This window comes from Flavisphingomonas formosensis, assembly GCF_009755815.1.
GTDB classification, from domain to species: domain Bacteria; phylum Pseudomonadota; class Alphaproteobacteria; order Sphingomonadales; family Sphingomonadaceae; genus Flavisphingomonas; species Flavisphingomonas formosensis.
Map to the genome: position 1 here is coordinate 37,814 of NZ_WRPK01000018.1, position 26,243 is coordinate 64,056.

26 protein-coding genes are annotated in these 26,243 nt (G+C 63.7%); 17 read left to right on the top strand and 9 right to left on the bottom strand.

Features of this window, described 5'->3' with window-relative positions; genetic code table 11:
• Position 1 precedes the first annotated feature (1 nt).
• From GQY20_RS30485 to GQY20_RS30495, 3 genes are read right to left on the bottom strand one after another with little or no spacing between them, the layout of a single operon-like run.
• Positions 2–1,954 carry an oxidoreductase gene (locus GQY20_RS30485; protein ID WP_198351310.1) on the bottom strand — a complete coding sequence of 651 codons (1,953 nt, stop codon included), beginning with the start codon at positions 1,952–1,954 and terminating at the stop codon, positions 2–4.
• A 35-nt stretch (positions 1,955–1,989) separates the two neighbouring features.
• On the bottom strand, positions 1,990–4,149 hold the full coding sequence (locus tag GQY20_RS30490; RefSeq protein WP_157220950.1) for a molybdopterin-containing oxidoreductase family protein: 2,160 nt from the start codon (positions 4,147–4,149) through the stop codon (positions 1,990–1,992).
• A 48-nt stretch (positions 4,150–4,197) separates the two neighbouring features.
• Entirely contained in the window at positions 4,198–5,103 is a 906-nt protein-coding gene (locus tag GQY20_RS30495) for an NADP-dependent oxidoreductase (RefSeq protein ID WP_157220951.1), read from the bottom strand.
• 174 nt (positions 5,104–5,277) lie between these two features.
• Here GQY20_RS30495 and GQY20_RS30500 point away from each other — a divergent pair, with 174 nt between their 5' ends.
• The 5 genes from GQY20_RS30500 (at position 5,278) to GQY20_RS30520 (ending at position 9,961) form a co-directional block, all read left to right on the top strand.
• Positions 5,278–5,496: a hypothetical protein gene (locus GQY20_RS30500; RefSeq protein ID WP_157220952.1), complete on the top strand. Its 219-nt coding sequence runs from the start codon at positions 5,278–5,280 to the stop codon at positions 5,494–5,496.
• 817 nt (positions 5,497–6,313) lie between these two features.
• Positions 6,314–6,616 (top strand): helix-turn-helix transcriptional regulator, encoded by a 303-nt coding sequence (locus GQY20_RS30505; RefSeq protein ID WP_157220953.1) that lies wholly within the window; start codon positions 6,314–6,316, stop codon positions 6,614–6,616.
• A gap of 180 nt (positions 6,617–6,796) precedes the next feature.
• Complete coding sequence (locus GQY20_RS30510; RefSeq protein ID WP_157220954.1) at positions 6,797–7,537, top strand: SDR family NAD(P)-dependent oxidoreductase; 741 nt, start codon at positions 6,797–6,799, stop codon at positions 7,535–7,537.
• Entirely contained in the window at positions 7,534–8,793 is a 1,260-nt protein-coding gene (locus GQY20_RS30515; RefSeq protein ID WP_157220955.1) for an MFS transporter, read from the top strand. Before GQY20_RS30510 ends, GQY20_RS30515 begins: the two co-directional genes overlap by 4 nt.
• A 37-nt stretch (positions 8,794–8,830) precedes the next feature.
• Positions 8,831–9,961, top strand: a complete 1,131-nt coding sequence (locus tag GQY20_RS30520; protein WP_157220956.1) for an FAD-dependent monooxygenase — start codon at positions 8,831–8,833, stop codon at positions 9,959–9,961.
• On the opposite strand, the gene GQY20_RS30525 is transcribed toward GQY20_RS30520, so the two are convergent.
• Positions 9,937–10,887, bottom strand: coding sequence for an AraC family transcriptional regulator (locus GQY20_RS30525; RefSeq protein ID WP_157220957.1), 951 nt, complete (start codon positions 10,885–10,887; stop codon positions 9,937–9,939). The two genes, GQY20_RS30520 and GQY20_RS30525, sit on opposite strands and share 25 nt — an antisense overlap.
• A gap of 108 nt (positions 10,888–10,995) precedes the next feature.
• Here GQY20_RS30525 and GQY20_RS30530 point away from each other — a divergent pair, with 108 nt between their 5' ends.
• From GQY20_RS30530 to GQY20_RS30540, 3 genes are read left to right on the top strand one after another with little or no spacing between them, the layout of a single operon-like run.
• Complete coding sequence (locus GQY20_RS30530) at positions 10,996–11,334, top strand: carboxymuconolactone decarboxylase family protein (RefSeq protein WP_232476339.1); 339 nt, start codon at positions 10,996–10,998, stop codon at positions 11,332–11,334.
• A gap of 15 nt (positions 11,335–11,349) precedes the next feature.
• Positions 11,350–11,985 carry a reactive chlorine resistance membrane protein RclC gene (rclC, locus tag GQY20_RS30535; protein WP_157220958.1) on the top strand — a complete coding sequence of 212 codons (636 nt, stop codon included), beginning with the start codon at positions 11,350–11,352 and terminating at the stop codon, positions 11,983–11,985.
• Positions 11,982–12,260, top strand: coding sequence for a hypothetical protein (locus GQY20_RS30540; RefSeq protein WP_157220959.1), 279 nt, complete (start codon positions 11,982–11,984; stop codon positions 12,258–12,260). The genes rclC and GQY20_RS30540 overlap by 4 nt, the downstream gene beginning before the upstream one ends.
• Here the strand turns inward: GQY20_RS30540 and GQY20_RS30545 are convergent.
• The 5 genes from GQY20_RS30545 to GQY20_RS30565 form a co-directional block, all read right to left on the bottom strand.
• Positions 12,238–13,737 carry a GMC family oxidoreductase gene (locus GQY20_RS30545; RefSeq protein WP_157220960.1) on the bottom strand — a complete coding sequence of 500 codons (1,500 nt, stop codon included), beginning with the start codon at positions 13,735–13,737 and terminating at the stop codon, positions 12,238–12,240. The genes GQY20_RS30540 and GQY20_RS30545 overlap by 23 nt on opposite strands.
• Before the next feature lie 17 nt (positions 13,738–13,754).
• Positions 13,755–14,687: an alpha/beta hydrolase fold domain-containing protein gene (locus tag GQY20_RS30550; protein WP_157220961.1), complete on the bottom strand. Its 933-nt coding sequence runs from the start codon at positions 14,685–14,687 to the stop codon at positions 13,755–13,757.
• Positions 14,688–14,712: 25 nt separating this feature from the next.
• Positions 14,713–15,336 (bottom strand): NAD(P)H:quinone oxidoreductase, encoded by a 624-nt coding sequence (gene wrbA / locus GQY20_RS30555; protein WP_157220962.1) that lies wholly within the window; start codon positions 15,334–15,336, stop codon positions 14,713–14,715.
• A gap of 83 nt (positions 15,337–15,419) precedes the next feature.
• A complete protein-coding gene (locus GQY20_RS30560) occupies positions 15,420–16,298 on the bottom strand; it encodes a pirin family protein (protein WP_198351311.1) in 879 nt (292 codons plus the stop codon).
• A 160-nt stretch (positions 16,299–16,458) separates the two neighbouring features.
• Complete coding sequence (locus GQY20_RS30565; protein ID WP_157220963.1) at positions 16,459–17,370, bottom strand: LysR substrate-binding domain-containing protein; 912 nt, start codon at positions 17,368–17,370, stop codon at positions 16,459–16,461.
• 148 nt (positions 17,371–17,518) lie between these two features.
• Between GQY20_RS30565 and GQY20_RS30570 the strand changes: the two genes are divergently transcribed.
• The 9 genes from GQY20_RS30570 to GQY20_RS30610 all read left to right on the top strand — a co-directional run bounded on the left by GQY20_RS30570 (position 17,519) and on the right by GQY20_RS30610 (position 26,206).
• On the top strand, positions 17,519–18,136 hold the full coding sequence (locus tag GQY20_RS30570; RefSeq protein WP_157220964.1) for an isochorismatase family protein: 618 nt from the start codon (positions 17,519–17,521) through the stop codon (positions 18,134–18,136).
• 835 nt (positions 18,137–18,971) lie between these two features.
• Positions 18,972–19,583, top strand: a complete 612-nt coding sequence (locus GQY20_RS30575; RefSeq protein WP_157220965.1) for a glutathione S-transferase family protein — start codon at positions 18,972–18,974, stop codon at positions 19,581–19,583.
• Positions 19,584–19,650: 67 nt separating this feature from the next.
• On the top strand, positions 19,651–21,720 hold the full coding sequence (locus tag GQY20_RS30580) for an FAD-binding oxidoreductase (protein ID WP_157220966.1): 2,070 nt from the start codon (positions 19,651–19,653) through the stop codon (positions 21,718–21,720).
• 108 nt (positions 21,721–21,828) lie between these two features.
• Positions 21,829–22,404 (top strand): carboxymuconolactone decarboxylase family protein, encoded by a 576-nt coding sequence (locus GQY20_RS30585; protein ID WP_456298472.1) that lies wholly within the window; start codon positions 21,829–21,831, stop codon positions 22,402–22,404.
• A gap of 79 nt (positions 22,405–22,483) precedes the next feature.
• Positions 22,484–22,948, top strand: a complete 465-nt coding sequence (locus GQY20_RS30590) for a nuclear transport factor 2 family protein (RefSeq protein ID WP_157220967.1) — start codon at positions 22,484–22,486, stop codon at positions 22,946–22,948.
• Between the two features lie 46 nt (positions 22,949–22,994).
• Entirely contained in the window at positions 22,995–23,327 is a 333-nt protein-coding gene (locus tag GQY20_RS30595; protein ID WP_157220968.1) for a hypothetical protein, read from the top strand.
• Positions 23,328–23,529: 202 nt separating this feature from the next.
• On the top strand, positions 23,530–24,420 hold the full coding sequence (locus GQY20_RS30600) for a LysR family transcriptional regulator (RefSeq protein ID WP_157220969.1): 891 nt from the start codon (positions 23,530–23,532) through the stop codon (positions 24,418–24,420).
• 269 nt (positions 24,421–24,689) lie between these two features.
• On the top strand, positions 24,690–25,664 hold the full coding sequence (locus GQY20_RS30605) for an alpha/beta fold hydrolase (protein WP_157220970.1): 975 nt from the start codon (positions 24,690–24,692) through the stop codon (positions 25,662–25,664).
• A 221-nt stretch (positions 25,665–25,885) separates the two neighbouring features.
• Positions 25,886–26,206 carry an SDR family NAD(P)-dependent oxidoreductase gene (locus tag GQY20_RS30610; RefSeq protein WP_157220971.1) on the top strand — a complete coding sequence of 107 codons (321 nt, stop codon included), beginning with the start codon at positions 25,886–25,888 and terminating at the stop codon, positions 26,204–26,206.
• Positions 26,207–26,243 lie beyond the last annotated feature (37 nt).

Below are 26,243 nucleotides of genomic sequence, written 5' to 3' on the forward strand. Positions count from 1 at the left end.
ATCAGATCGACAGGGCGAGCGCATGGCCCTCGCTGACGGCAGCCCATATTCCGCGCGGGACCAGGCAATCCCCCGCCAGTTGGCTACCCTCCGGCATGTCCGGCGCCGAAGTCCCCGTCGACAGGAAGATCGTATCGAACGGCCCTATCCTTTCTCCGCCCGCTAGGGTTGCGCATCCGTCTTCGACCAGCGTGGCAAACGTGCCTAGACGGATCTGCAAACCCGGTTTCGCCACCCGCCTTGCCGCAACACTGCCTTCGAAGGTGAAGCTTGTGTGGTTCTCGCCAAGCGCCGCGCGCTCCGCTGTGATGACCGTGACATTGGTCACCTCTGGATCGCAACGCAGCGCCTCCGCCAGCACGAGAACAGGCCACCCGCCTTCCTCGTCAATCACGAGGACGCGACCATTCGCTCGCCGCTCGCCACGGAGGAATTCTCGTCCGTGCGGCAAGCCTTGCGCGCCGGCAATCCCCTCGACCAGTTGCGGGCGGTAGCGTCCAACGGTAACCTGGCTTGGATTTGCACCGATCGCCCAGATCAGCGCATCGGCTTCTGGAGGCTCGACGACAGAAACTTCGTGGTCGAGCACGATTTCAACGCCGAGCCGGTTCAATTCCCGAAGCCACCAGTCAATGGCAAGCTGCATTTCAGCCCTTTGACGATCAGCTGCCGCAAGCGCCATGTCGCCACCGAGCCGGTGCTCCCTCTCGAAAAGCCGAACCCGATGACCGCGTGACGCCGCGACGCGTGCAGCTTCCAGTCCCGCCGGTCCTCCGCCTACGATGGCGACACGCCGAGGCGTGACGGCTCTTACGGGCTGTGCGAACTCCAACTCCCGTCCCGCACGGGGGTTGAGGATACAGCTGGCGGGCATAGCCCGCATGAGAAAGCCGGTGCAAGCCTGATTACAGGAGATACAGGGACGGATCTGATCTTCATTCCCTGCCTCCAGCTTCGCCATCCAGTGAGGTTCCGCGATCCAGGTCCGCGCCATTGCGATCAGGTCTGCATGCCCATTAGCGAGCAGATATTCGCCCTCACGCGGGGTCCTGATCCCTCCCGCGAAGGAAACCGGCACGTCGATCGCTTCGCGCAATTGCGTCGATTGCTCGGCGAGCCCCATGCGCGGCAAGTGCATCGCGGGCATGGCATTGTCCATGTTGCGATAGGAGCCACGGATGATGTTGATATAGTCAACCAGGCCCTGCCCCGCGATCAGCCTTGCCGTCGCGATCACACGTTGCAACGCGCTTTCGTCCTCCTCGTCCACGACATCGCCAACCGTCAAGCGAACGCCTGTGGGGATAGCGCCTCGGGTCGCTTCCCGCACGGTCTCCAGGATTTCCATCAGCAGGCGCGCCCGGTTTTCCAGAGATCCGCCATAGGCGTCGGTCCGTAGATTCAACGCCGGATGAAGGAAGGCACCGATCAGATAATCCAGCGCGCCCATAATTTCGAGCACATCGACGCTCGCCGTGCGGCATCGTTTGGCGGCGGCGCCATAGGCAGCGCGTATGTCCGCGAGGTCGGCGCTGCTTGCGGCGAGTGGAACATCGCCCGTTTGGATATCCGGAATCGCAGAAGGCGCCAGCGCTGGCGCATGATTGGTGATGTGGGAAACATGCGATCCGCGATGCTGCATGACGAGCATCAACCGGGAACCCGCAGCATGGACCGCGTCCGCCGTACCTGCGAGTGAGGGGATGATAACATCGGAATAGAGGGGCAGCGGGTTCTGCCTATCATCCTTGGACGAAGGATGGACGGGGGCGGATTCGATACCGACCATCGCGGCACCACCTTCCGCGCGTTCGACAAGATAGGCGCGATGCCGATCGGTGATGCCAGTCGCGTCACTCAACAGCATGCTATGGCCTGCGACATAGGCACGGTTCTTCAGCGTCAGCGGGCCGATCGAAATCGGCGAACATAAATTTGGGTAGGATGGGTTCACGGGATCATCCAGGGTCCGGGACGCCACAGTGCCGACTACTGGCGCGTCATCGTCGCACTGACACGGACCGGAATGGCGCTCATTCGCGGCACGAAATTATGCCGCTCGCGTAAACCGTCTTTGTCGATCAGGACGCTGACCGGTGTCGCGCGCTGTTGCTCCCCTGCACGATCATAACGCTTTGCCCAGGCATGGTGCATGGAGATCGCCCCCCGACGTTCCGAAGAGTCCGCCCTGACACGCGCGATCAGCTTGCCGTGGCTGGAGGCGACTTCGACTTCTTCGCCATCGGTCAAACCGCGTTCAGCCATGTCTTCGGGGTGCATGTAGAGCGGATTGAACGCATATCGTAATCGATCGTGATCGGTATCGATATAATTGGAGTTCATCACGTTCGGCAATCGGCGCGAATGCAGCAGCAGATCCCCTGGTCGAAGATGCTGCCCCTGACGGGTAGCCAGGCATTCGGCAAGCTCTTCGATCAGTTCCCCGGGCATGACATCCAGCCGCGCTTCGTCGTCCGGATCGGGAGGAAGGACATATCGAGGTGAAAGAGCGACGCGTCCTGCCCCTTCCTTCTTCATGCGCGCGAACGGGACATCTGGATGCTGGCATATGAAATCGAACATTTCATCACAGCTTGGCTTACGGGTCATATCCAACCGCATCTTCCTACCGGTCGGCATGCCGAGCATGGGGACATATTCCCACTCAAGCTTTAGCTCCATCGCGGCGGCCAGTTCGTAGAATATCTCCCACTCTTCCATGGCCTTTGGTGGAGCCTGCATGATGGCAGCGCTATATTGGAAAACCGCGCCGGGCGAATTTCCATCGGTCAGGCCGGAAAACTCAGCCCGTTCAAAAGGCGTCGTGCAAGGCAGCACATAATGGGACATCGCGGTCGTCTCGGTTGCCTGCACGTCCATCGTCACAAGCAGCTCGAGCGATTCGAAAGCCTTCTTCACCGCCTCATAATCGGGAATGGCCACGACCGGATTGCCGCCCAGCACGATCAATGCGCGCAGCAGCTCCTCCCCTTCGTGGAGAATTTCGCCCGCCAGCAGGTTGGTGGCGAATTCGTCGGATATAGCATGTCCCGCGTCCGGATGGCTGGACATCCTGGGGGAATGATCCCAGAGTGGAAATGCTGGTACGACGCCTTCGCGGTTTAGCCCTGGAACGATCAGTGCGGGATTAAGCACCGGCTCTCCAGCGCGTCTATAACGGCCGCAAACGATGTTGATGCACTCCAGGAGATGCTCGGCCAGATTGGCGAAGGGCGCCATGTTGCCGCCGGTGCCACTGGTCGCGCAGCCCCGCGGGCCACGCGCGAACAGTTCCGCCGGCGCGCGAATGTCCCCGGCCGGAACGCCGGAAAGGCCGGCTGCCGTTTCCAGATCATAAGCCGCCACTTTTTCGCGAAGGACATCGAGGTTCTTGACATAGCTCTCGCAAAACGCCTTGTCGAAAAGCTCGTTTGCTAGGATGTGGTTCAATATCGCCGCATGCACCGCGACATCCTGGCCAGGACGAGGCTGAAGGAACAGATCGGCCTGCCTTGCAGTCTCGGTCCGGCGCGGGTCGATAACGATCAACTTCAATCCGCGCTTTCTGGCCGCGCGAATATCGGACAGCGGCGAATAGGGAGTTATCCCGCCATATCCGCCCCAATGCGAAATGAGGGGATTTGTCGCGCTGAGTAGCCAGACATCCGACGAGGCGAAGGGTTGCCTTCCAGACTTGAACGCACCCATCCGCAGCGCGGTGATGAATTTGGGCGACTGGTCGATGGTCGCAGCGGAATAGAGTTGCGGCGAGCCGATCGCTTCCAGCCATGCCTTAGCGAATGGCAGGGTTAGCGCCGCCGTATAAGCGCCGGTGCCATAATAGATGCCGATGGATCGCGGACCGTGCCGTTCGACCAGATCGGAGAGCCGGTTTGCGATCTCCTTGATCGCGTCGCGCGTGGGGATCGCCTGTCGAGCACTGCCAGCGTGTCCACACAGCGCGGTCAGCAGCCGGTCCTTTCCGTTCTGGCGATCCATCGCACCCAGGGCCTTGATGCAGAAATAGCCGCCCGTCACGGGATTGGACCGATCCGCGCGGATATCCAGGATCCTTCCATCCTCGATTTCCAGCTCCAGCCCACATTGTGCTCCGCAATTGCGACAGAAGCTCCGCTTGATCTCGCTCATGGCTTCCACTCCCAATATAGCCGCCGCCCCTGGACGGATCGCGCGCGGCTAAATGATCTTGAGGATCAACTTGCCGCTATTCTCTCCGGAAAATAGTCGCATGAAGGCGGCGTAGCTGTTCTCCAGCCCCGCCTGCACGTCCTCGTCCACCCGAAGTTTTCCGTCGGCAATCCATTCTCCTATTTCGGCGGCAGCCTCAGCAAACTGAGACGTATGCTCGACGAACAGAAAACCCTCCAAAGTCGCGCTCTTGATGAAAATCTGCCGGAGATTCCTCGCGCCGGCGGGTTCTGGATGATTATATTCGCTGATAAGTCCGCATAAAATGATCCGGGCGTTCTGGGCGATGTTCATCAGTTCCGCGTCGAGGATCGTACCGCCTACATTTTCAAAGACGATATCGGCACCCTCGGGAACGACACCCGCAATTTCTGCCGCCAATCGGTCTGCGCTCTTTCCGCGATAGTCTATCGCCGCGTCGAACCCATATTCCCGACGCAGCCGGTCGCATTTCGTCCCACCGCCGGCAATGCCGACAACGCGGCATCCCATAATCTTGCCAATCTGCCCGACAACGGAGCCGACCGCCCCCGCCGCCCCCGACACGAGCATCGTCTCGCCCGCCTTGGGCTGTCCATGGTTTAGAAGGCCGAAGTAAGCCGTCAGGCCGGTCACGCCTATCGCCGAAAGATAGTTGGTAGGCGACGGAACCCGCGCGATGTCGATTTTCGTTGGCAGGCTACCGGGCTGAGCAACGGAGAAATCCTCGATGGCGTTCATGCCCATGACCCAGTCCCCGACCGCGAAATCCGGACGCGCGGAAGCATGGACGACGCCGACGCTGGCGGCGCGAACCGCATCGCCTAGGGCGATTGGCGGCATGTAGCTCGGAACATCGTCCATCCATCCACGCTGGGCTGGATCGAGTGACGCATAATGGTTGCGTATAACCATCCCACTCGGCCTTTTTGATCACGCTGGGTCATGCTCGATACCGCTGATTCATAAGGGTTTTTAGGGTTGTCGTAGAGTCGGATACAATGGCATAGTGGGGTCGGTTTTAAGGGGGATTGAAGCCCCTTTTGACCCCAGTCGCCGACCCCACTTGGAAGCCGATGGAGAACCCCAGTGCCAAGCCTTACCGATGGAGAAATCCGCCGCGCCTTAAAAGAGGTCGAACAAAGCGGCAAACAGCTCAGCCTCGTCGATGGCGAGGGACACGGCCCGCATCACCGGCGGTCGTCATGTCGTCGTGAAATGTGCCAGCCATTTTTCGTTCAGCAGGCCAATCCGGAAGAGTTCAATCGCGTGGCCAACGCATTCTGGCGCGAGAACGAAAAAGGCTGACGGCCGAGCCACCTGCGGCGTGACATGTGCCGCAGGCCGCGAAGTCCCTGCCCTATTCGGGCGGCGACTTCCGAAGGTGCGCCGGTGGAGCTGCTTGGGTTCCACGGAATCAATCTTCGCCTCTGCCCCGATGCGAGGACGGCCGCCGAGGCGGTAGCATTCGAGCGGCTGAGTGTGAGACCGGTCGGATTCCGCGCCGATACCGGGTCGCTTGACTGACCTCGAACGCTGCCTGCTTGCTGTATCTCGCCGTCGATGTCCGGCTCAGCTCCTTTAGATTGAAGCTGAGTTAGCCGAGCGACCTAACCATGGCAGGATGACAGTTCCGCGCTGCCGATACTCATGCTGATGATACTGCCCGCACGAGTCCGCAGTTACACCGTGTCTTCGGGCAGCCTCCTTGATTCGTGAGATTGCCCTCGCGGAGCGATACCCGTCCGGGCATCGACCCCCCTCGATTGTTCGGGATCATATCAATGATCTGAATTCATTGCAGAAAATATTTTTTCACTCAAATACTACCGGCTTAGGACCCGTCAGGAACCTACATTGCTGAAATTGTTGAGGAATTTCGACCGATCTCCGCAAGCTATCTATCGACTACTATCGGCTCTGTGCGCGCTGTTCCAGCGCTGACGCCCGGACTCGGATCGCGGCAAAAAGTACCGTCAGCGTCATCGGATTCCGGCGCCTACCCGGACAGGCAAAGTCTGCCTGCATCAGGTCTCCTCCACAGTGGAGGATAGGACATGACCAAAAAGCTAAGCCGTGTACGCGTCCTGATGATGCCGTATCAAGATGACGACGAAGTGACCCGGTGGGGTATTCCGGCCCCGCCACCGTGCTGACAGGGCTGCCACGAACGATCCGACGGCATGAACTTCGACTGATCGTGCCGCTCGCCGACAGCACGATCTACGAAATGGAGAAGCGCGGCGACTTCCCTCGCCGGTTCAATCTCACGCCGCGGTGCGTGGTATGGAATCTGGAGGAGGTCGAAACGTGGCTGGAACAACGCCGCCAGACCTATCTTGAAGGCCGAGCGAAGATCGCGCCAGCGCCCGATGTCCATCAGCGCAAGATCTGGCTTGTAAGACCGAAAGACGGCTCAGCAAGCTGACCGACGGACCACCGTCTTTCAGGATGCGGTGGTCCTAAACAAGTCCGAGCCCCTCACCAAACTTCGCCAGACATACCGCGGCGTCCAATCACTTGGACGATGTTTCCAATCCTAGCTGACTTCTGGGCTGATCGTCTCGCGACTAATTTCGCGGCTGACCAGCAACAAGGAGTCAGCGATATGAAACCTCTCCATGGAAAGCGCGCCTTCGTCACCGGTGGCAGTCGGGGGATAGGCGCCGCGATTGGCCGCCGCTTTGCCGCCGATGGCGCGGATGTAGCCATAGGCTATGAACGCTCGGCCGAGGCGGCGAACGCTATCGCGGCCGAAATCCAAAGCGCCGGCAACCACGCGGTCGCCATCCAGATGAATGCGGCAGATCCTACCTCGATCAAGCGGGCCGTCGATCGCGCTGCCAAGGAACTCGGCGGCCTGGACATCCTCGTCAACAACGCGGGCATCATCAGCTACGGAACGGTCGAAGAGATAACGCTCGAACAGATCGACGCGATGCTTGCCGTCAACGTCCGTGGCGTGATCCTCGCCACGCAGGCGGCGCTTGCGCACATGCCGAACGGTGGGCGGATCATCTCGACCGGAAGCAATCTCGCCGATCGCGTGCCGGATGCCGGCAAGGCGCTCTATTCGGCCAGCAAGTCCGCGCTCGTCGCCTGGACCAAGGGTGCGGCGCGCGATCTCGGCCCGCGCGGCATCACCGTCAATCTCGTCCATCCCGGATCGACCAACACCGACATGAACCCGGCCGATGGCCCCCATGCCGAGGCGCAGCGTCAGCGGATGGCGATCAAGGAATATGGCCGGCCCGAGGATGTCGCCGCGCTCTATGCGTTCCTCGCCAGCGACGAGGCGCGCTCGGTGAACGGCACCGGCTTCACCATCGACGGCGGAGCCAACGCATGACACCCGCCGGCGACCACCCCGAACAAGCCCTGAACCGGGCGCTGATCCTGCTCGCGCCGACGGTCACTACCGTCGTCGCGGCCGAATTCATCGTCGTGGGGCTCCTCCCGCTCATCGCGCAGGATCTGCACATACCGCTCGCCCAGGCAGGCGGGCTGGCGGGGTGGTTCGCCTTCTCGGCGGCGGTCGGCGGGCCCTTCGTCACCCTCATCGCGAGCCGGCTTTCGCCGCGCGTCGTCCTCACGGCGACGTTGTTGCTGTTCGCCGCCGGCAACGCGCTGATCGCGGTGGCATCCGGCTTTACGCCGATGCTGGTGGCGAGGGTGGTTCAGGGCGCCGCCCTGCCCGCCTTCATCAGCGTCGGCGCATCGCTCGTCACGCGGCTCGCCCCGCCCGACGCACATGGCAAGGGACTCGCGCGCGCCAATATGGGCTTCGTGCTCGGCGTGCTGCTAGCGCTGCCGGCGGGTGTCGCGCTGGCAGAGGGTGGCAGCTGGCGCGTGCCGTTCGCCGTGCTGGCAGCCGCTTCGCTGGTGCTCGTCCCTATCGTGGCCCTTCTGTTCCCCGATGCACCGGAGGGCAAGCCGGCTGCGATCCATGGCCAGCTCGCGCTGTTGCGCCGCCCTCGCTTCCTCGCGCACCTTGTCCTGTCGGTGCTGCTCTTCGCGGCGATGTTTTCAGCCTATACCTATCTGGGTGCTTGGATCGAACGGGCCATCGGCCTGCCGGCGTTGGGCGTCGCGCTAGTCCTGTTCCTGTTCGGCGGCGCCGGGCTTGCGGGCAACATGATCGCCGGGCGGTTCGCGGACCGCGCACCGCTGCGCGCAATGGCGGCGGCGATGCTCCTGCTGGTCGCAGCCGTCAACGCGACCGCGCTGGCCGGTGGTGCTCTGCTCGTGGCGGCTGTCCCGCTGGCGCTGTGGAGCATCGGCCACACCGCGTCGGTGACGCTAGGCCAGATCCGCGTGACCCTGGCCGGGCGGGAAGCGCCATCCTTCGCGATGACGCTCAACATCTCCGCCGCCAATCTCGGCATCGCGATCGGCACGCTCGTTGGCGGCCAGGCTATCGACGCGCTGGGTATCGGCGCGATCGGCCTCGGGCCGATCGCCTTCGCGGTGCCGGCGCTCTTTCTCCTCGCGGCTCTCGGTCGCAGCGCGGCGGACAGCTTCGCGGTCATCGACCGGGTGCGTTCGGAATGCCTGCACCGCATCGGCCACGCCGACCTGCTTCACCCGAGCGGTCCGCGAGGCTGAACCAAAAGGCGCGGACCTTGCCCGAAAGGCGATCGCAGTGACCGTCAAGCATCCTGATATCCTCGTGGTCGGCGGCTCGCTTGCCGGGCTGACATTTGCGCTGGCAAGCGCCAGCCGCGGCGTTCCCGTCCGCATCGTCGAGCGCGCGGAACGCCGGACGCTGGGCGGGGACAATCTCAATATCGACCTCGCCGCGATCGCGCGGACGGTGAACTGCGATCTGCGCGTCGAAGCAAAACTGCCGGTGGTGCGTGCCTTCCGAGATCGCCACCTGACCACCTGGCCCGCGCTCTATGGCTGGCTGCGCGATCGCGCTGCCGAGATGCCCGGCATCACGCTTGAAGAAAGCCACGCTGTTGCGTCGGTAGCAGCTGAAGGCGACCGCGCGATCGTAACCTTTGCGGACGGCACAAGCACGACCGCCGATGCGGTGATCGGCGCCGATGGCTATCACAGCGTCGTGCGGCGTGCGGTTGCGCCCGATCAGCCGCTCGCAAGCTATGCCGGCTATCTCGTATGGCGCAGGCTGGTCGAGGAAAGCGCGCTTTCCGCCCCGATCGCATGGCCGACTGAAGGCGGCCTGTGGATCATGCTGGAACAGGGCTATCGCCTCGTCGCCGCGGTGCTGCCGGGGCGTGACGGATCGCTTGAGATCGGGCGTCGACAGGTCACCTTCGCCTGGTTCGACGGCCGGCGGGACGAACTGTTGCGCCGCACCGGCTGCCTCGATTCGGATCGCCACGTCGTCGGCACGCTGTCGGCCCACGCGATCACTGCCGAAGTGCGCGAAGAGCTTTCTGCGCTGGTGCCTCGGCTATGGCCCGAACCTTGGACGGAGGCGGTCGCCTATGGCGTGCGCACGCCGGGCGCGATGCGCGGGGCGCCGATCGCGGAATACAAGCCTGAGCGGCTGGCTGCAGGACCGATCGCGATCATCGGCGACGCCGCGCACGGGGTGTCGCCGATGACCGGCAGCGGCTATGCGACAGCGGTGGACGACGCTTTCGTGCTGGCGACCATGCTGGCCGAGCGCGACGCTGCGGAACCGCCCGCTGACCTGCTGAAGCGTTACGAACGCGCGCGGCTGCCCTACACACGCGGCCTTGTCGATCATTCGCGGCGGCTGTCGGCGGACTTCACCCACTATGTCGCGAGCTGGCTCGGCTGAACCGATTCGAGCCGCAATGCGCCGGGCCGTACTCCGTAGCGCTTAAGGATCGCGCGGCTGAGCGCGCCTTCGGACGCATAGCCCACGTCCGCCGCGATCCGAGCGATCGGGTCGAGCGTGCCCGCGAGCCGTTGCCGCGCCGCCGAGAGCCGCAGCTCGGCCAGGAAGGCCATCGGCGCCATCCCGGCGTGCTTGCGAAAGGTCCGCACCAGGGTCGCGCGCGAGGCGACCGCCACCGTCGCCATCTCGTCGAGCGTCCAGGCCCGCGCGAGATCTTTCAGCATCGCCAGCACCACGCGCGCGGTCGTCCGGTCGCGCAGCAGCGAGAGTGTGTGGCCCGCAGACTGTTCGGCGGTCAGATAGTCGCGCAGCAACATCACGAACACGGCCCGCGCAAGGTCGGCAGCGATGACCTCAGCCCCTGGCCTGTCGCCGTCCAGTTCATCACGAATATCGGCCAGGAGATGCCGAAAGCGTTCGAGCAGCGGCTCGTCCGCTGTATGGATTACGATCTCGTCGGGTAGCGCGGCGAGCAACGGATGGCGATCGGCCGCCTCAAACCAGAGACGGCCGCAGAGCAGCTCAGTATCGGCGGATTCCCCGGCGATAGAGCGGCGACGGATGCCATTGCGCAGGGTGCTGACGATCGGCCGCCCAACGCCGCCCAAGTGGCTGCGCACGACATGCGCATCGCCGTGCGGTAAAAGCAACACGTCTCCCGCGTTCAACTCCAGCGCATCAAGCCCGGGCCGCTCGACGATGCATGAGCCGCGCATGACGATATGGAATTGTGCCCAGCCGCCCCCGTCAGGCGCATGCGGCGACTCCCACGTACCGCCGAAGCGGCAGACATCCTCGATCACCGGGCGCATCTTGAGCAGCGGGACCATCGCGTTCAGCAGGTCTGCGGTGGCAGCCTCGGTCATGTCCGATCACTCCTGATCCGCCAGGCCATCGCGATGATCCGCACCGCCATCCCGTGCGGGGGCATGCGGGTCCATTTTCCAGTCACTGCCAACGTCAAGGAGGTCATCATGGCAATGCTCGACTGGAATACTTACCGCAGCCAGGTCGTCGCGGGTGTAGGCGAATTCGCAAAGCTCAGCCCGGATACGGTAAAGGGCTACGGCACGCTCGGTGGCGCGGGCGCGAAGACCGGCCACCTCGACGCCAAGACGCGCGAGCTGATCGCGCTGGCGGTGGCGATCAGCCTGCGCTGCGACGGTTGCATTACCGTGCACGCCGCCGAGGCCAAGAAGCTCGGCGCGACCGAGGGCGAGCTGGCCGAAGCGCTGGGCGTCGCGGTCTCGATCAACGCCGGCGCGGCGCTCGTCTTCTCGGTGCGAGCGCACGATGCCTTCAAGGCTGCTTGAGCGGAGGGCGAAACGATGACTCGCATCATTACCCAAGCGCTCGGCATCGCCGCGGCCGCACCGTCGCACCGCATCGGCATCGGCGCGACGAAGATCGCGATCGCGATCATCTTCCTGTGGATCGGCGCGCTGAAGTTCGTGCCCTACGAGGCGGACAGCATCACGCCGTTCGTCGCCAACAGTCCGGTTATGTCGTTCTTCTACGAGCGCCCGGCCGAGTACAATGCCCACCTGACCCATGAGGGCGAGCTGAAGCCGGCCGAGCGCGCGTGGCAGATCGGGAACAACACCTATGGCTTTTCCAAGGGGCTCGGAACCTTGGAACTGGCGATCGGCTTTCTGACGCTTGCCGGCCTGGTCTCGCGCAGGCTGGGGATGGCAGGGGCGCTGCTCGCTTTTGCGACGCCGTTCGTGACCCTGTCCTTCCTGGTCACGACGCCCGAGGCATGGGTGCCGGCGCTGGGCGACGCGCAGCACGGCTTTCCCTACCTGTCCGGAGCCGGCCGTCTGGTGCTGAAGGACGTAGCCTTGCTCGCGGGCGCCTGGCTGATCATCGTCGACACCGCCAGGGCGCTGCTCGCGACGAAGGAAGATGCGACGATCAGTCGCCTGGCTGATCCCTATCGGAAGGGCGCACGCCGGGTCGCATGAGAGAGGATGCCACCGCTGGCTGGGCGAGCGGTGGCATCGCGCTGCCCGACAATTGCGCGCCGGGTGTCTTCTCATTTGCGGGAAGGCTGGCTTGTGGACCGGGGCGCTCTGCGCAGGCGAGCCAGCTTTCCCTCGATCGTCTGCACCATCATCGTCGTACCAAGGATCAGCGGCTCGGCGGCGAGCGAGGGCAACATCGCGGTGGCAACAGCCAGACGAGCCCTTTCGCGCGCAGCAGTTCGGTCACGCCGATCACCGGACGAGCTTCCGGCTGATCGCCTCGGCCATCATGATCGTCGTCACGTTGGTCGGTGCCGAGACAATGTCAGGCATGATCGAGGCATCGACGACGTGCAGTCCTTCAACGCCGCGCACCTTCCCGACGCTGTCGACAACCGCCGTCGGATCGGACTCGGCTCCCATCGGCACGCTCGAGGTCGGATGCGAGTAGCCGTCGATCTGCGCGATGATAGCGCGGTCGAGCGCAAGGTCGTCCTCGACATCCGCCCCCGGCGCCATCTCGAACGCGATCGTATCGCTGAACGGCGCGGTGCGGCCGATCCGGCGCGACAGGCGCACCGCTTCCTTCATACGGCGCAGGTCGCTCGGATCGTCGAAGAAATTGAAGCGGATCAGCGGCATCGCCTTGGGATCGCGGCTGGCGAGCCGGATCGATCCGTTTGACTTAGGTAGCGTCACCGCACAGGCGAGCACGATCGCCCCGCCGGTTGGGCTGAGCGCCGGATCGAAGATGTGCGTGCCCGATACGTGCAGGTCGAGCTCGTCGGGACCCGCCTCGCTGGAGTTCGTCCAGACGATCGCCCCGGCGACGGGCGTCATTGAAGAGACCTCAGGCCTCAGCGCGTAGACATTGTAGTAGAAGGGGTGCTCCTTCAGCCGCTCGCCGACAGGCGCATCGCGCAAGACGGGAATGCCGAGCGCCTCCAGATGTGCGGCCGGGCCGATGCCGGAGCGCATCAGGATCGCCGGGCTGCCATAGGCGCCCGCCGACAGGATCACCTGTTCCACACGGATCTCCTCGCCGTCGATCAGACGGACGCCGACCGCACGCTTGCCTTCGAACAGGATGGTGTCGATCTCCGCTCGCCCCCGGATCGTCAGGTTGGGCCGAGCGCGTACATTTTCAGTGAGATATGCGATGCCGGTGTTGATCCTATGCTCGTCCACCACGTTGAGCGGATAGGGCGACACGCCATTCTGCTGCGCACCGTTGAAGTCGCTGATGCGCGCGAGCCCGACCGCTTCCGATGCATGCACGAACGCGCGCATCGACGGGGTGATTTCCTCCATCGTGCGCTGACGGATCGGGAATGGCCCGGTCCGCCCATGCCACGCGTCATCGCCGGTCGGCGTATTCTCGAGCTCGCGGAAGATCGGGAACACGTCGTCCCACGTCCAACCCTCGACGCCCATCGCAGTCCAGCGCGCGAAGTCCGAAGGTCTCGCACGCATGGCAACCGCGGCGTTCACGCCCGAGCTGCCGCCCAGCACCTTGCCGCGGATCGCGTTTACGTCATGGCCGAGCGTCGCGCCGTCCTGGGTGTGATACCCCCAGCCGTGCTCGGCATCGCCGCCGACGCGGTTGGCATGGGCGATCACATCGGGATAGGCGGACGGCGCATAGGCCTCGCCCGCTTCGAGCAACAGGACGCGGCGGCTTGGGTCCTCGCTCAGCCTGCGGGCGAGCACGGCGCCAGCAGAGCCACCGCCAACGATCACTACGTCGAACATCGTCTTTCTCCTCTCGATCACGCGTCGAACGCGCTGGTGATGAAGCGACCGGCGCGATCGAGCGCGGTGCGGCTGCTCTCGAGATGGGCGACGTCGAGCTGGAAGACGTGGTGCATGCCTTCCCAGATCTCGAGCTGCACAGGCACGCCGGCGGCGGCCGCCCTGGCGGCGAACTGGCGGGAATCGTCAAGGAGGCGCTCCTCGGTGCCGACCTGGATGAGCAGCGGCGGCAGGCCGGCAAGATCGCCGTGCAACGGCGAGGCGAGCGGATCACTGGGATCATAGGCACCCACATATTTGCGCGCGCAGTCGGCCAGGTAGTCGTAGCCGATCAGCGCATCCGCGACCGCGGGATCGGTCATCGATCGACCCGTGAAGGCAAGATCCGCCCAGGGCGAGAAGACAACGCCGGCGATCGGCTTCGGCATCTCGCTCTGCCGGGCGAGCTGCGCCATCGTGACGAGCGACAGCCCACCGCCGGCGGAGTCCCCTACGATCGCAATGCGAGAGAAACCCTGCTCGACCAGATACGCATAGGCGGCAAGCGCCGCGTCGGGTGCGGCGGGCAGGCTGGCTTCCGGCGCGAGCGGATAGTCGATGGCGAGCGCCGGGATGTTGGTGCGGCTGACGATCTGGCTGACGAAACCGCGATAGGCCTTGGCGGTGCCCTGCACATAGCCGCCGCCATGGATCAAGAGGATCGCCTGGCGTTCTGCCGATACGTCAGCCGGACGGACCCACCATCCGTGCACCCGGTCGGTGGTAATTTCCTCGACGGTGATCCCGTCGACCATCGGGCAGGCGGCGATGAAGCGGTCGTAGATGTCGCGAGACGGACCGGTCGCGGTCGCCCAGAAGTCGGCGAAATGGGCCAGCAGCTTGCTCTCTCGCTCGCGCTCGGCATCGGATAGCCAAGCGACATTGGTCACCGTCGGTTCGAGCACAGTCATGTCGGGGTCTCCTCCAAGCAGCGGGTCAGGCCGAAGCGTTGTTCGGTTCGCCAATGCGGGCGGCGAGCTGCGCGATGCGCTCGCCCTGATAGCGGGCGACGGCCAGGTCATCCTCGCCGGGCTTCTGGGTGTCGCCCTGCGAGATGAAAGTGGCCCCGTATGGCGTCCCCGCCTTGAACAAAGCCGGATGCGAATAGCCGAGCGGTACGATGATGAGGCCGAGATGGGCCATCACGTTGTAGATCGACAGCAGGGTAGACTCGTTCCCGCCATGCTTGGACGAGGTCGAGCCGAAGACTCCGCCGAGCTTGCCGTTGAGCTTGCCCTGGAACCAGACGCCCCCCAGACCATCGATATAGGCCTTCAGTTCGGATGCGATGCCGCCGAAGCGGGTCGGCGTGCCGAAGATGATCGCATCTGCCCAGACCGCGTCGTCGGCGGTCGGGGCCTCATACTTCTCGTTCATGGCTGCCGCATTCTCGGCCCAGCCAGGCGCCATCGCCATGATCTCGGGACCGACCATCTCGCGCGCCCGGCGCAGCCGTACCTCGGCGCCGAGCGCGCGCGCACCTTCCGCCACCGCCTCGGCAAGTGCCTCGGTCGAGCCATTGCGGGAATAGAAAGCGATCAGAATCCGGGGGTTTGTCATTGTCGTGAACTCCTGACGTGTTGCGGCTTTCCCGCGACCGGGGTCGGCGCGGGTTGGCTGGGATCGAAGCGGTCTTGAGGCGCTCAGGCCGGAATGCGGCCGAACCTGCCTTGGGCGAAATCGGAAAGCGTTCGCCGAACCTCATCGGCACTCGACATCACGAGCGGCCCATGTTTGAAGAACGCCTCGCGGATCGGCTTGCCGGCCATCAGAACGAAGTGCGCTGCTTCATCGGCGGTGATTGCGATGTCGATCGCCGTGCCGGCTGCCACTGTCGTCGCAGTGCCGGCCGCAAGCACCCGCTGCTCACCATCGACATCGATCGTGATCGCTCCCGACACGGCGTAGAGCCAAGCCTGCTGCTCTTCTGGCAAGAGATGGCGGAATTGCCCGCCATCGTCCAGGAACCCGTCGAGCATCGTCATCTCTTCGGGGGTGCCGGTCTCGCCCACAAGGCCGTTACTGGCGCCCAGCACGACACGCACACGATGGCCATCGCTGGCGATCGTCGGGATCTTGGCGGCACCGACGTGCAGCGCGCGCGCGGGTTCTTTCTTCAGCCGCTTGGGCAGATTGACGAACAGCTGAAGCGCGTGGATGCGCGAACCCGGGCCCGGCTTCTCCTCGTGCGCGGCCCCGCTCGCCGCCGCCAGCCAATAGAGGTCGCCGGCCTTGAGCTCGATATTATGACCCAGCGTATCGCGGTTGAGAAAGCCACCTACCGAGTCTTCGAACATGGCGGTCACCGCCGAGATGCCGGCATGAAGATGCGGATCGAAGGTCGGCGCGGTCATGACGAAATGGTCGACCATCAGGAGCGGATCCATGCTGCCGCCGAACATCTCTTCCGAGAAATGATTGGCGGAGAAGCCCTCACCAATCGCGTGAGGTACACCCGTCACTACGGGTCCAAGCCGCGCATCGGCCGCGTCAGCATTCATGATCTTATTGAGGCTGCCCACTGCAATCGCTCCAAGTGCGTTTCTGACGAGGCGATTATGCAGCCGCTTCTCTGGACGAAAAGACGATCATTATCGAACTTAGCGTCCATTCCATTGGACGATTATCCACGCGGCTTAGAAGCGGAATGCGGCGCACCCCGCGCCCGATCCGGCGATCGCCCTACATCAGCACGCGCTTGGGGAACTCCGCCGTCAGATGATCGAGGAAAGCCCGAACCGAAGGGAGCAGGCCTTGCCGGTAGGGGATCAGCGCGGTCAAGGTCGAGTCGCCCGCGATCCAGTCGGGGAGAATGCGGACGATCGTTCCTGCCTGGACCTCTGGGCGGCAGATATAGCCGGGCAGCGCCACAATACCGAGCCCCTTGATCGCCGCTTGTTTCAGGCCGACCATGTCATCCCCTAGCAACCGTGGCGTCAGCGGCATCACGATCTCATCTCGCTTTTGACGCGCGTGGCGCAGCTTCCACACCGGATCGACCCCGGTCCGCATCATGAACAGAGACGGATGCCGCTCCAGATCCTGCGGGGTTTTGGGGGCACCCTGTGCTTCCACATAGTCCGCTCCGGCGAACAGGAACCAAGGCGCGGGTGCCAGCGTGCGCTGGACGAGATTCGAGTCCGGCAAGGGGTCGGAATGAGCACGCACGGCTATGTCGAAATTTTCGCCGACGATATCGACCGTCCGGTCAGCGGCGTGGGCCACCACGTTGACCTTTGGATGCTGGACAAGGAAGTCTGCGATGATCTCGGCCAGCGCGAACTGCATCGTGGCCGATCCAGCCGTGCAGCGCACCGTGCCCATAGGTTCGCTCAAGCGACCGCGGATGATTGTCTCGGCCATTTCCGCCTCGCGCAGCATGGCGACCGCGTGACGGTAGAAATCCTCGCCCGAGTCCGTCATGCCGAAACGTCGTGATGTGCGGTTCAGCAAGCGGACGCCAAGTTCCGCCTCGAGCTGCTGAATGCGATGGCTCAGCGTCGATTTGGGAACGCGTAGCGTGCGCCCTGCTGCGGTGAAGCCGCCACGGTCGACCACCTGCACAAAGTAAAAAAAGTCGTTCAGGTCCAGCACGGCATCCCCCTGCAGCACGATCAGCGTTCAACCTGTTGGACGCTGCGTCGCAATTCTGCCGACTATTCGGCCTTTGGTCCAGCCTCTAGCCTCCACCCATCACGAACCTGATCGTGATCGTCGATCCCTTATTGGCTGGAGAGCAGAGATGACCGAGCGAACCTATGAACCGCTGTCCAAGGACAATGCCGCCGTGATCCTGGTGGATCACCAGGTGAACCTGATGACCGGGGTGCGCGATTACGAGACGGGCGAATTAAAGCACAACGTCGTCGCGCTTGCCCGCGCGGCCAAGGCGCTCGGCTTGCCGATCGTCGCGACCAGTACCGCGCGCGAAACCTTGTGGGGGCCGACCTTCCCTGAACTGGTGGAGGCTTTGGACGGCATCGAGATCATCGACCGCTCCACCGTGAACGCCTATGACGACCCACGCGTCGCCACTGCGATCGAAGCAACCGGCCGCAAGAAGCTGATCTTCGCCGGCATCTCGCTCGAAGTCTGCGCAGCTTTCCCGGCGATGACCGCGGTTGCGAAGGGCTATGACGCCTATGTCGCCGTCGACGCGTCCGGCACGTTCAGCAAGACCAAGCACGACGTCAATCTGCTTCGCCTTCAGCAGGCGGGCGTCGTTGTATCCGACTATGCGACGCTCATGGTCGAGGTTCTTCATGACAACGCTGCCCCGGAGTCTGCGGCCGTCTATGACGCGCTAGACATGCCGTGGGCCAAGCTCGTCGGCCAGATCGTTGGCCACTACGCAAAATAGAACACGCGGGGCCACGCTGGAGCGTGGCCTCGTTCGTCTCTGTTTGGAGAAGCCGCCCTCAGCGCGATCACATTGTTGATCGTCGATCTGGATCGGCGGCACCCGATAAAAAAACGTCTGCCGAGAGCTTCCGGCAACTATCGAAAGCGTTATCCCGCCGAAACTTCGCTACGCTATCCCCACATATCCAAAACTACGACCCGTCACTCCCACTCGATTGTTCGGGACCATGTCAACCATCTGAATTTATTGCAGAAAATATTTTTGCGCACAAATACTACCGGCCCAGGACCCGTCAGAAACCTACACTGCTGATATCATTGAGGGATTTCCGCCGGCCTTCGCAAGCTATCTATCGACTACTATCGGCTCTTTGCGCGCTGTTCCGGCTCTGACGCCCGAACTCAGATCGCGGCAAAAAGTACCGTCAACCTCGGCAGAATCCGGCGCCAACGCGAACGGGCAAAGTCTGGCCGGCATCAGGGCTCCTCCACACTTAAGGATAAAATGACCAAGAAGCCAAGCCCCGTGCGCGTCCTGATGATGCCAATAGGATGACGACGATGGAGATCCGGTGGGATACTCCTGCCCCGCCACCGCACTGACCGGGCTGCCACGAACGCTTCGACCGCGCGAACTCCGACTGATCGTGCCGCTTGCCGACGGCACGATCTACGAAATGGAGAAACGCGGGGACTTGGGCCGCGCTACTTGGAGATTATTACACGGAGCGGAATGATGAAGTGCCGACACGGGTCGTTCTCGCCCGGTCGGCATCGAAGCACAAAGGCGCTGCGGATCGGGAATGGACCCGACCCTATCGCAGGAATTCGCCATGAAGCTTCATCATCATCCCCTGTCGGGCCACTCGCACCGCGCTGTATTGGCTGCGTCTCTCCTCAACGTTCCCCACGAGCTGGTCGAAGTCGATCTCAAGGCCGGCGCACACAAGCGGCCCGAGTTTCTCGCCCTCAACCCGTTTGGCCAGGTGCCGGTGCTGGAAGATGACGGCGTGGTCGTGGCGGACTCGAACGCGATCCTCGTCTATCTCGCCAAGAAGTCAGGCCGCACGGATTGGCTGCCCGAAGATCCGAGCGGCGCAGCCGCCGTCCAGCGCTGGCTGTCCGTAGCTGCGGGTGAGGTTGCATATGGTCCCGCAGCAGCCCGGCTCATCACGGTGTTCGGTGCGAAGTTCAACGCGGACGAGGTGATCGGTCGCGCTCATACCCTGCTTGGCCGTCTCGAAGCCCGCCTGGAAGACGCTAACTGGCTAGTTGGCTCGCAGCCGACGATCGCCGACGTCGCCATCTACAGCTATGTCGCACGGGCGCCGGAGGGCAATGTCAATCTTACGGCCTACCCGAACGTGAACGCCTTCCTTCGCCGGGTCGAGGCGCTGCCGGGCTTCGTGCCCTTCGTGAAGACCCCGGTCGGCCTGGCGGCATAATCATGCCGCCGACAGCGGGCGCCCCGCCATGGAGCGCCCGCCAGCCCCTAGCAGAGGCACGAGAACGATGACGTCGAACTTCACAAAGCTCCCGGTCTGGCATGAAGGCGAGCGTTTCATTCAGGAGAAGGTCGGCGTCGCAGAGCGCATGGCGTCGGTGGGCCAGCGGGTCATCCGCGACTATATGCCCGATCAGCACCGCGAATTTTACGCCAAGCTCCCGTTCATCGTGCTCGGGAGCGTCGACGAGGCCGGCGCGCCTTGGGCGACGTTCCTCGAGGGGCGCTCCGGGTTCATCACCTCTCCCGACGCGACCACGCTTGAGGTCGACGCAAGCGCGGACCCGACCGATCCCGCCGCCTCAGGGCTTGCACCGTGCAAGCCTATTGGACTGCTCGGCATCGAGATGCACACCCGTCGACGCAACCGCATGAACGGCGTGGTTGGCGAGGCCTCACACGGTTTCCGGATCGACGTCGACCAGAGTTTCGGCAACTGCCCGCGATACATCCAGCTTCGCGATTTCAGCTATGCCCGCGATCCCGGCACGCTCTATGCCGGCGCAGTCGAGGCCCTGAGCGCGCTCGACGCCGCCTCACGGGCCATGATCGCAGGCGCTGACAGCTTCTTCGTGGCCTCCTATGCCGACCGCGACGATCGCCGGCAGGTCGATGTCTCCCATCGCGGCGGCAAAGCCGGGTTCGTCCGCATCGCCGACGATGGCACGCTCACCATTCCCGACTTCGACGGCAACCTGTTCTTCAACACGCTCGGCAACATCCTCCTCAACGGCAAAGCCGGGTTGCTGTTCGTGGATTACGCGAGCGGCGACGTGCTCCAGATGACCGGCACGACCGAAGTCATCTTCGACAGCCCCGAGATCGCCGCGTTTCAGGGCACGGAGCGGCTCTGGACGTTCACCCCGCAGACGATCGTGCGCCGACGCGGTGCGCTTGCCTTGCGCTGGGCCATGCAGGCGGAACCATGGTCGCCGAGTTCGCTGATGACCGGCGATTGGGACGAGGCCGCCAACCGCCTTCGCGCGGCCGAGCTGTCGACTCGGTGGCGCCCGCTCAAGGTGACGAAGATCGTCGACGAGAGCAGCTCGATCCGTTCCTTTCACCTCCAGCCCGGTGATGGCGCCGGTCTGCTGCCGCACCAGGCGGGACAGCATCTCCCGATCCGTCTGACGCTTCCCGGCGACGACAAGCCCGTCATCCGGAACTATACGCTGTCCGCCGCCCCCTCGGATGGGGTCTATCGCCTCAGCATCAAGCGCGAGGGCGCGGTCTCGAGGCATCTTCACGATAGTGTCCGCGTCGATGACGTGATCGAGGCGCGCGCGCCCGCCGGCGACTTCACGATCGACGCGCGCGAGACGCGCCCCGCCGTTCTGCTGGCGGGCGGTGTCGGCATCACGCCGATGCTCGCGATGCTGCGCCACGTCGTCTATGAGGGCGTCCGCAAACAGCGTGTCCGTCCGACCTATCTGTTCCACGCTGCCCGAACCAAGGCGGAGCGCCCATTCGGTCCCGAGCTGGCGACGCTGGTCGAAAACTCCTTCAGCACCGTGAAGCTCATTCGCGTTCTCAGCGATCCCACGGATGCCGCCGAAGGCATCGATTACGAGGCCGCTGGCCGGATCGACATGGCCTTGCTCACCCGCTTCCTGCCGTTCAACGATTATGATTTCTACCTCTGTGGCCCACCAGCCTTCACCCAGGCGCTCTATGATGGGCTACGCTCGCTGAATATCGCAGACGCGCGCATCCACGCCGAAGCATTCGGGCCGTCCTCCCTGGTACGCACGCCCGACGTCACAGCGTCCGCTCAAGCGCCGCAGCGTCCTGCCTCCACGAAGCCGGTGCCCGTGGCCTTCATGGCCTCGGCTAAGGAGGCGCGCTGGACGCCAGCATCCGGAACGCTTCTGGACCTTGCCGAGGCGCGGGGCTTGTCACCCGAATTTAGCTGCCGCGAAGGCACCTGCGGAACCTGCAAGACGAAGCTCTTGCGCGGGGCCGTCACCCACATCCGGCAACCAGGCGTGAGCCTCGCCGATGACGAGGTGCTGATCTGCAGCGCGGTGCCTGCTGAGCAGCAGTCGGTCGACGAGGACCGCATCCAACTGGAGGTGTGAGCTGCCAACGGCGCATTACATCCACCAGGTGAAACAATCCCTTCCGGATTTTCGGCATTCAGTCGCGCGCCGCGGCGGGCCATCTTCCCTTCATCGAAGGCTTGCACCGTGCAAGCCCTCAAGGAGTTGAACATCATGTCCGTAATCCCCACCCCCGCCACGGTCGACGACGCTCCCGAGGCATCGCGTCCGATCCTCGAAGCCATCCAGAAGCAGCTCGGCACCGTGCCCAATATTTTCCGGCTCGTCTCCACCAGCCCGGTTGCTCTCAATGCCCTTTCCGGGCTCCAGGGGGCCTTAGGGAAGGGCAAGCTGCCCGTCGCGACGCGCGAGCGTCTGGCGCTGACGATGGCGCAAGCGAATGGCTGCGACTATTGCCTGTCGGCCCACAGCTATACCGGCGCGCGCTTCGCCAAGCTCGATGACGCCGAGATCGCTGCCGCCCGCGCCGGCACGTCGAGCGATCCCAAGGCCGCCGCCGCCGTGGCCTTTGCCCGGGCTCTGACCGCCGCGCGCGGGTCGGTCGCGCCGGCCGAGGTCGAGAAGGTCCGCGCCGCCGGCTACTCCGACGCCGAAGTTCTCGAAATCATCGCGCATGTCGCGCTCAACACTTTCACCAACTACGTCAACGAGGCGCTTGGAACCGAGATCGACTTCCCCCGAGTCGATCGCCTCGCAGCCTGACGTAGCGGCGGGCGGCCAATCAGCCCCTCCCAGCCGCCCGCCACCACCGTCCCGACACCACGACCGACAGGAGGTCCGCATGAGCCGTCCACCCCTCCCTCCGTTCACCCGCGAGAGCGCCATCGAGAAGGTACGCCTGGCCGAAGATGGCTGGAACAGCCGCGATCCGGCCAAGGTCGCGCTCGCCTACACCGTCGATACGCGCTGGCGTAACCGCGCCGAGTTTGCGACCAACCGCGAGGAAGCGCAGGCGTTTCTCACCCGCAAGTGGAACAAGGAGCTGGAATACCGGCTCATCAAGGAGCTGTGGGCCTTCACCGGCAATCGGATCGCCGTCCGCTATGCCTATGAGTACCGCGACGACAGCGGCCAGTGGTTCCGCGCCTATGGCAACGAAAATTGGGAGTTCGCCGAAGACGGCCTGATGGCCCACCGCCACGCCAGCATCAACGAGCACCCGATCCGCGAGGAAGATCGCAAGTTCCGCTGGCCGCTTGGTCGCCGTCCCGACGACCATCCCGGTCTCAGCGACTTCGGCTTCTAGCCGGCCGAGGTGCGCCATCGGGCGCACGGACCCCGAGGATTTGACCATGCAAATCTCCAAACTCGACCAGCGAACGCGCCTGTCGATCGAGATGGCCCTTGCAGGGGATCGGGGCGCTCCCGCCCTGATCCGCCAGCAGGACGACGCGGCCGCACGGATCGGAATGTGCGGGGCGGAGATCGACGCCGCCCGCGCCGGGCGGAGCTTCGACGTGCGCAGCACCCGAGCCCTTGAGCTGGCCCTTGCCGTCAAACGCAGCGACTATCGCGAGGTACGATCACGCGCGATGCGAGCTGGCTTCGATGACGAGGCTTGCCGGGAAATCGAAGGCATCGCGGTAGCTCATGCTTCCGCTGTGAAGGCGAACGGTCATGGCTAGTGTTGCAATCACGCTCCCGGCCCGGCCGGTGTCCGCCCCTATGCTGCGATTCATCACAGCCCCCTTGCACGGGTTCTCGACAGGCCGGGGTTGAACGGTCAGGGTTACGATTATTACGGTCACATGCTGCGGGAAGGACTGGCCGATGACGCGGCGAGCTTGATGCAGATGATCTGAGATACGGTGCGAGAAGAGGTAACTGATGGATCGATGGCAGGCGATGCGGATCTTCGCGAAGGTCGCAGAGACGGAAAGCTTCGCGGAAACGGCGCGTCTCATGCACATGAGCGCGCCCGCCGTAACCCGCGCGGTGGCATCGCTCGAGGATCTGATCGGCGCGCGCCTGTTCGTCCGCACCACCCGGTCGGTGAAGATGACCGAAGCTGGGGCGCGATATTTCGACGACTGCCGGCGCATCCTCGCCGATATCGCTGAGGCCGAGGCCGCCGCCGCGGGCTCCTATGCGACGCCCGCAGGCACACTTGCCGTCACGGCGTCGGCAATGTTCGGCCAGATGTACGTACTTCCAGTCATGACCGAGTATCTCGATACCTACCCAACCATGAGCGGGAGGACCTTCTTTGTCGACCGGCCGGTCAATATCGTTGAAGAGGGCGTCGACGTCGCGATCCGTATCGGGCACCTGCCGGACTCAGGCTTTTCCGCCATCAGGGTCGGGTCGGTCCGCCGAGTGATCTGCGGGTCGCCCGCCTATTTCGAGAAACATGGCGTGCCCGCAACGCCGGCAGATCTGAAGGGACACCGCATCGTGGCCTCGACGAGCGCTTGGGCGTCGCCCGAATGGCGCTTCGCGGGCGAACAGCGGGTGACAATCGACGCAGCGCTTCAGTGCAACACCAATGAGGCCGCGATTGCGACCGCCGTGACAGGTTGGGGGCTGACCCGGGTGGTTCACTACCAGATCGGGCCCGCTCTCATCGCTGGTGACCTGCAGATCGTGTTGATGGACTACGAAGAACCTCCGCTGCCGATCCATGTGATGCACCCGGAAGGCCGCCACGCGCCGGCTAAGGTTCGTGCCTTCGTCGATCTTGCCGTGTCGCGGCTGCGTGAAAATCGCCTACTGAACTGATCGGACAGGAAGGTCGCGTGGCTAGGTCACGCACATGGACAAGACTTGGCCATGTCCCCCTCAACCGCTCATCGCGCTGCCTGTGCGGGTCGGAGCGGTGTTTCGCATCCCGCTATTTCAAGCCCAGCGACCGGGCGACAGCCGTCACTCATTCCTATCGCCCATCGCAATAATGCCTTTCATTCGAAGCTGATTATCACTCCTGACCGAACGGCTATTCCTGAGCGCAGAGGCTCCCTTCGCTTCGCCTCTTACCCAGGAGATGTCCGATGAACCGTTTTGCTCTCTCGCTGCTGCTGGCAGCCGCCAGCGCCATTGCTCCCGTCCAGGTTATCGCCGCTCCGGCGAGGGTTGCGTCCGTCGCTACGAAAGCGCCGGTCGTCGTCCATTATCGCACCGCGACGATCGACGGAGTGAAGATCTTCTATCGCGAAGCCGGCCCGGCGGACGGCCCGGTCGTGCTGCTGCTTCACGGGTTCCCGACCTCGTCGCACATGTTCCGCAACCTCATCCCGCTGCTCGCCGACCGCTACCGCGTGATTGCGCCCGATTACCCCGGTTTCGGCCAGAGCGATGCGCCGGATCACACCCAGTTCGCCTACACGTTCGCGCATTATGCCGATCTCGTCGACGGATTGATGGGGCAGATCGGCGCCGGCCGCTACGCGATGTACGTCATGGATTACGGCGCTCCCGTCGGCTATCGCCTCGCCCTCAAGCATCCCGAACGGGTCAGCGGCCTGATCGTCCAGAACGGCAATGCCTATGACGAGGGACTTCGTGAATTCTGGAACCCGATCAAAGCCTATTGGGCCAGCGGCGCGCAGAAGGAACGGGACGCGCTGAACGGCCTGGTCACGCTGGACACGACCAAGTTTCAATATACCGATGGTGTCCGTGACCTGTCGCGTATCAGCCCGGACAACTGGGTGCAGGACCAAGCGCTTCTGGATCGTCCCGGCAACCGCGATATCCAGCTCGACCTGTTCTACGACTATCGGACGAATGTGCCGCTCTATCCGAGCTTTCAAGCATATTTCCGCAAATACAAGCCGGCGACGCTGATCGTGTGGGGCAAGAACGACAAGATCTTCCCGGAAGAGGGCGCTCATCCCTACCTGCGCGATCTGCCGGATGCTGAGACTCACATCCTCGATACGGGCCATTTCGCCTTAGAGGACAAGCTTGATGAGATGGGCCCGCTCATCAGAAGTTTTCTCGACCGAAGGGTAGCGCAGCGCTGAGCGTCATTTCCGCGCAAGGCGAACTTCCGCGGGGCCTCATAGTCCCGCGGAAGCCCGCCTGATCCGTTCCTCTACCGGGAACGGCGTGTTCCTACGCAAGCACCTTATTTCCCGCGCGCGTCGCCATAGATCAACTCACCAGGGGTCGCCGTCCTCGACTGGCCGCGGCCCCTGTCCCGATTGCCAACCGCCCGCTCGCCGGAGCAAGAGTGGAGTGTTAAATGACCAAAAGGACCTGGCTCGTCACCGGTAGCTCGCGCGGCTTCGGGCGTGCCCTGGCCGAAGCTGTTCTCGACGCAGGCGACAACCTGGTCGCCACGGCCCGCAACCCCGCAGCGCTCAGCGGGATCGCCGATGGCCGTGCCGGCCAGCTTGTCATCCAACAGCTGGACGTGACCGACTCGGTACAGGCGGAAGCGGCGGTGGAGGTCGCACGGAAGAGGTTCGGCAGGCTCGACATCTTAGTACTACAGTTGCGTATTAACCCGTTTTCTTCGATGACAACAGGCGGCGACAGACTGGTGTATTCGCCGCCATCGTGACCATGCCCAGATGAAGACGGGATGGTTATGAGCAGCG

Bases quoted from the DNA above. Each gene is read 5' to 3' on its own strand.
- GQY20_RS30490 (WP_157220950.1), bottom strand. From the start codon at position 4,149: ATGAGCGAGATCAAGCGGAGCTTCTGTCGCAATTGCGGAGCACAATGT.
- GQY20_RS30495 (WP_157220951.1), bottom strand. From the start codon at position 5,103: ATGGTTATACGCAACCATTATGCGTCACTCGATCCAGCCCAGCGTGGA.
- GQY20_RS30510 (WP_157220954.1), top strand. From the start codon at position 6,797: ATGAAACCTCTCCATGGAAAGCGCGCCTTCGTCACCGGTGGCAGTCGG.
- GQY20_RS30515 (WP_157220955.1), top strand. From the start codon at position 7,534: ATGACACCCGCCGGCGACCACCCCGAACAAGCCCTGAACCGGGCGCTG.
- GQY20_RS30525 (WP_157220957.1), bottom strand. From the start codon at position 10,887: ATGACCGAGGCTGCCACCGCAGACCTGCTGAACGCGATGGTCCCGCTG.
- GQY20_RS30530 (WP_232476339.1), top strand. From the start codon at position 10,996: ATGGCAATGCTCGACTGGAATACTTACCGCAGCCAGGTCGTCGCGGGT.
- rclC (WP_157220958.1), top strand. From the start codon at position 11,350: ATGACTCGCATCATTACCCAAGCGCTCGGCATCGCCGCGGCCGCACCG.
- GQY20_RS30540 (WP_157220959.1), top strand. From the start codon at position 11,982: ATGAGAGAGGATGCCACCGCTGGCTGGGCGAGCGGTGGCATCGCGCTG.
- GQY20_RS30545 (WP_157220960.1), bottom strand. From the start codon at position 13,737: ATGTTCGACGTAGTGATCGTTGGCGGTGGCTCTGCTGGCGCCGTGCTC.
- GQY20_RS30550 (WP_157220961.1), bottom strand. From the start codon at position 14,687: ATGACTGTGCTCGAACCGACGGTGACCAATGTCGCTTGGCTATCCGAT.
- wrbA (WP_157220962.1), bottom strand. From the start codon at position 15,336: ATGACAAACCCCCGGATTCTGATCGCTTTCTATTCCCGCAATGGCTCG.
- GQY20_RS30570 (WP_157220964.1), top strand. From the start codon at position 17,519: ATGACCGAGCGAACCTATGAACCGCTGTCCAAGGACAATGCCGCCGTG.
- GQY20_RS30575 (WP_157220965.1), top strand. From the start codon at position 18,972: ATGAAGCTTCATCATCATCCCCTGTCGGGCCACTCGCACCGCGCTGTA.
- GQY20_RS30580 (WP_157220966.1), top strand. From the start codon at position 19,651: ATGACGTCGAACTTCACAAAGCTCCCGGTCTGGCATGAAGGCGAGCGT.
- GQY20_RS30590 (WP_157220967.1), top strand. From the start codon at position 22,484: ATGAGCCGTCCACCCCTCCCTCCGTTCACCCGCGAGAGCGCCATCGAG.
- GQY20_RS30595 (WP_157220968.1), top strand. From the start codon at position 22,995: ATGCAAATCTCCAAACTCGACCAGCGAACGCGCCTGTCGATCGAGATG.
- GQY20_RS30600 (WP_157220969.1), top strand. From the start codon at position 23,530: ATGGATCGATGGCAGGCGATGCGGATCTTCGCGAAGGTCGCAGAGACG.
- GQY20_RS30605 (WP_157220970.1), top strand. From the start codon at position 24,690: ATGAACCGTTTTGCTCTCTCGCTGCTGCTGGCAGCCGCCAGCGCCATT.
- GQY20_RS30610 (WP_157220971.1), top strand. From the start codon at position 25,886: ATGACCAAAAGGACCTGGCTCGTCACCGGTAGCTCGCGCGGCTTCGGG.